General features: G+C 74.1%; 3 protein-coding genes. All 3 read left to right on the top strand.

The window, feature by feature from the left end:
* Positions 1-654, top strand: a 654-nt coding sequence (locus ACWEN3_RS43480) for a TlyA family RNA methyltransferase (RefSeq protein ID WP_452983373.1), incomplete at its 5' end; no start/stop codon positions are given.
* Positions 651-1,556, top strand: coding sequence for an NAD kinase (locus ACWEN3_RS43475; protein ID WP_452983370.1), 906 nt, complete (start codon positions 651-653; stop codon positions 1,554-1,556). The genes ACWEN3_RS43480 and ACWEN3_RS43475, both read left to right, overlap by 4 nt.
* A gap of 131 nt (positions 1,557-1,687) precedes the next feature.
* On the top strand, positions 1,688-3,406 hold the full coding sequence (recN, locus tag ACWEN3_RS43470) for a DNA repair protein RecN (protein WP_452983376.1): 1,719 nt from the start codon (positions 1,688-1,690) through the stop codon (positions 3,404-3,406).
* Positions 3,407-3,654: the final 248 nt, after the last annotated feature.

The following is a 3,654-nucleotide window of genomic DNA, read 5'->3' as shown; positions in this document are numbered from 1 at the left end:
GTCGTCCACTGCGACGACAGCGACCCCGACTACGTCTCGCGGGGCGGGCACAAGCTCGCCGGCGCGCTGGCGGCCTTCGTCCCGCAGGGGCTCGTGGTCGAGGGCCGGCGGGCCCTGGACGCGGGCGCGTCCACCGGCGGCTTCACCGACGTCCTGCTGCGCGCGGGCGCCGCGCACGTCGTCGCGGTGGACGTCGGATACGGACAGCTCGCCTGGTCTCTCCAAAACGATGAACGCGTCACCGTCAAGGACCGTACGAACGTACGCGAGTTGACGCTCGAGGTGATCGATGGGGAACCTGTGGATCTTGTCGTGGGTGATCTGTCCTTCATCCCGCTCGGTCTGGTGCTGCCCGCCCTGACGCGGTGCGTGCGGCCGGAGGCCGATCTGGTGATGATGGTCAAGCCGCAGTTCGAAGTGGGGAAGGAACGGCTCGGCAGCGGGGGTGTCGTACGGAGTCCGCAGCTGCGGGCGGAGGCCGTGCGGGGAGTGGCCGAGAAGGCCTGGGAGCTGGGGCTCGGGGTGCGCGGAGTCACCGCCAGTCCGCTGCCCGGCCCCTCGGGGAACGTCGAGTACTTTCTGTGGCTGCGGTCCGGCGCCCCCCGCCTGGACCCGGCCGACGTCGACCGTGCAGTGGCGGAGGGGCCGCGTTGACACAGAATCTGGCGCGTACTGTTTTCCTGCTGGCCCACACCGGGCGGCCCGCGGCGATCCGCAGCGCGGAACTCGTCGTCAAGGGCCTGCTGCGACATGGCATCGGTGTGCGGGTGCTGGAGGAGGAGGCGCGCGACCTGCCGCTCCCGGACGAGGTGGAACTCGTCAAGGAGGCGACACCGCAGTGCCTGGACGGGTGCGAGCTGCTGATCGTGCTGGGCGGCGACGGCACGCTGCTGCGGGGCGCCGAGTTCGCGCGGGCCTCCGGGGTGCCGATGCTCGGCGTCAACCTGGGGCGCGTCGGGTTCCTCGCGGAGGCGGAGCGCGACGACCTCGACCGGGTGGTCGACCGGGTGGTCGCCCGCTCGTACGAGGTCGAGGAGCGGATGACCGTCGACGTCGTCGTGCACCGCAACGGGGACATCGTGCACACCGACTGGGCGCTCAACGAGGCGGCCGTGCAGAAGGCCGGCGCCGAGAAGCTGCTGGAAGTCGTGCTGGAGATCGACGGCCGGCCGGTGACCGGGTTCGGGTGCGACGGGGTCGTCCTGTCCACGCCGACCGGGTCCACGGCGTACGCCTTCTCCGCCGGGGGGCCGGTGGTGTGGCCCGAGGTGGAGGCGCTGCTGATGGTGCCGATCAGTGCGCACGCGCTGTTCGCGAAGCCGCTGGTCACCTCCCCGGACTCGGTGCTCGCCGTGGAGGTGCTGCCGCACATCCCGCCCGGGGTGCTGTGGTGCGACGGGCGGCGGACCATCGAGCTGCCGCCCGGGGCCCGGGTGGAGGTCAGGCGGGGGGCCGTGCCGGTGCGGCTGGCCCGGCTGCACCACTCCTCGTTCACCGACCGGCTGGTGGCGAAGTTCGCGCTGCCGACCACCGGCTGGCGCGGTGCGCCGCACTGACGGACCTGCACTCGGCCGGGTGACAGCGCCGGCCCGGGACACCTTCGTCACCTGCTCCTTCACAGAACGGGGCCGGGGCCCGTCGCACTCCGGGCCCCCGACCTCGTAAGGTCTGTTCCGTGTTGGAGGAGATGCGGATACGGTCGCTCGGGGTCATCGACGATGCCGTCGTCGAGTTGTCGCCCGGGTTCACCGCCGTCACCGGTGAGACGGGTGCGGGCAAGACCATGGTGGTCACCAGCCTGGGGCTGCTGCTCGGCGGGCGGGCGGACCCGGCGCTCGTGCGGATCGGGGCCGGGAAGGCGGTCGTGGAGGGGCGGATCGCCGTCCCCGCGGACGCCGCGGCCGCCGTACGGGCCGAGGAGGCCGGCGCCGAGCTGGACGACGGCGCCCTGCTGATCAGCCGTACCGTTTCCGCCGAGGGCCGCTCCCGGGCGCACCTGGGCGGGCGCAGCGTGCCCGTGGGACTGCTCGCCGAGCTGGCCGACGACCTGGTGGCCGTGCACGGGCAGACCGACCAGCAGGGGCTGCTGAAGCTGACCCGGCAGCGGCAGGCGCTCGACCGGTACGCGGGCGACGCGGTCGCCGTGCCGCTCGCCAAGTACGCCGAGGCGTACCGGCGGCTGCGGTCGGTCTCCACCGAGCTGGAGGAGATCGTCACGCGTGCGCGGGAGCGGGCGCAGGAAGCCGACATGCTGCGGTACGGGCTCGACGAGATCGCCGCCGTGGAGCCGCGGGCCGGGGAGGACGTGGAACTGGCCGAGGAGGCGGAGCGGCTGGGGCACGCGGAGGCCCTGTCGTCCGCCGCGACGGCCGCGCACGCCGCTCTCGCGGGCAATCCGGAGGACCCCGAGGGGATCGACGCCTCGACCCTCGTCGCGGGCGCCCACCGGGCACTGGAGACCGTCCGGTCGCACGATCCGTCGCTGGCCTCGCTCGCCGACCGGATCGGGGAGATCGGGATCCTGCTGGGCGATGTCGCCGGTGAGCTGGCGGGCTACGCCGACGACCTGGACGCCGACCCGCTGCGGCTGGCCGCCGTGGAGGAGCGCCGGGCCGCGCTCACCGCGCTGACGCGCAAGTACGGGGAGGACGTGAACGCTGTCCTCGCCTGGGCCGAGCAGAGCGCCGCGCGCCTGACCGAGCTGGACGGCGACGACGAGCGGATCGGGGAGCTGACCGCCGAGCGGGACGCCCTCCGCACCGAACTGGGCGGGCTGGCGCAGGCGCTGTCGGACGCGCGGACGGAGGCCGCCGAGCGGTTCGCCGCCGCCGTGACGGCCGAGCTGGCCTCGCTGGCCATGCCCCACGCGCGCGTGTCCTTCGACATCCGGCAGACCGAGGACCCGGAGGGCGTCGAGGTCGGCGGCCGCACGGTCGGGTACGGGCCGTCGGGCGTGGACGAGGTCGAGCTGCTGCTCGCCCCGCACCCGGGCGCCCCGCCGCGCCCCATCGCCAAGGGCGCCTCCGGCGGTGAGCTGTCCCGCGTGATGCTGGCCGTGGAGGTCGTCTTCGCGGGCACCGACCCGGTGCCGACGTACCTCTTCGACGAGGTCGACGCCGGCGTCGGCGGCAAGGCCGCGGTCGAGATCGGGCGGCGGCTCGCCAAGCTCGCCAGGACCGCGCAGGTCGTCGTGGTCACCCACCTGCCCCAGGTGGCGGCCTTCGCCGACCGGCAGCTGCTGGTGGAGAAGACCAACGACGGGTCCGTCACCCGCTCCGGTGTGAAGGTCCTGGAGGGCGAGGAGCGGGTCCGCGAGCTGTCCCGGATGCTGGCGGGCCAGGAGGACTCCGAGACCGCCCGCGCGCACGCCGAGGAACTGCTGGCGACGGCCCGGGCGGACGCGTGACGGCCAGGACCGGCTCCTTCGCCCTCACCGCCGCGCTCACCCGCGCGCATGGCCGTCCTGCGCCGCAACCCGCCCGGCACGCACGTGCGTTGGGAGCGGGAGAACCACGCCGGGCGGAGCGTCGGGCTGTACGCCGGGCCGGCCTCGGCCGTGGCTCCTCCGTCTTCTCGGCGCCTTCGTCCTCGTAACGCCCCACGACCAGGCCGACGTTGGTGCCGCCGAAGGCGAAGGCGTTGATGAGGGCGTGC

The sequence above is a fragment of the Streptomyces sp. NPDC004561 genome (genome assembly GCF_053602155.1).
The sequence above is the reverse complement of the archived record's forward strand: the minus strand, read 5'-3'. Positions and strand labels throughout refer to the sequence as shown.

Coding starts and splice junctions, on each gene's coding strand:
- recN (WP_452983376.1), top strand. CDS start 1,688: ATGCGGATACGGTCGCTCGGGGTCATCGACGATGCCGTCGTCGAGTTG.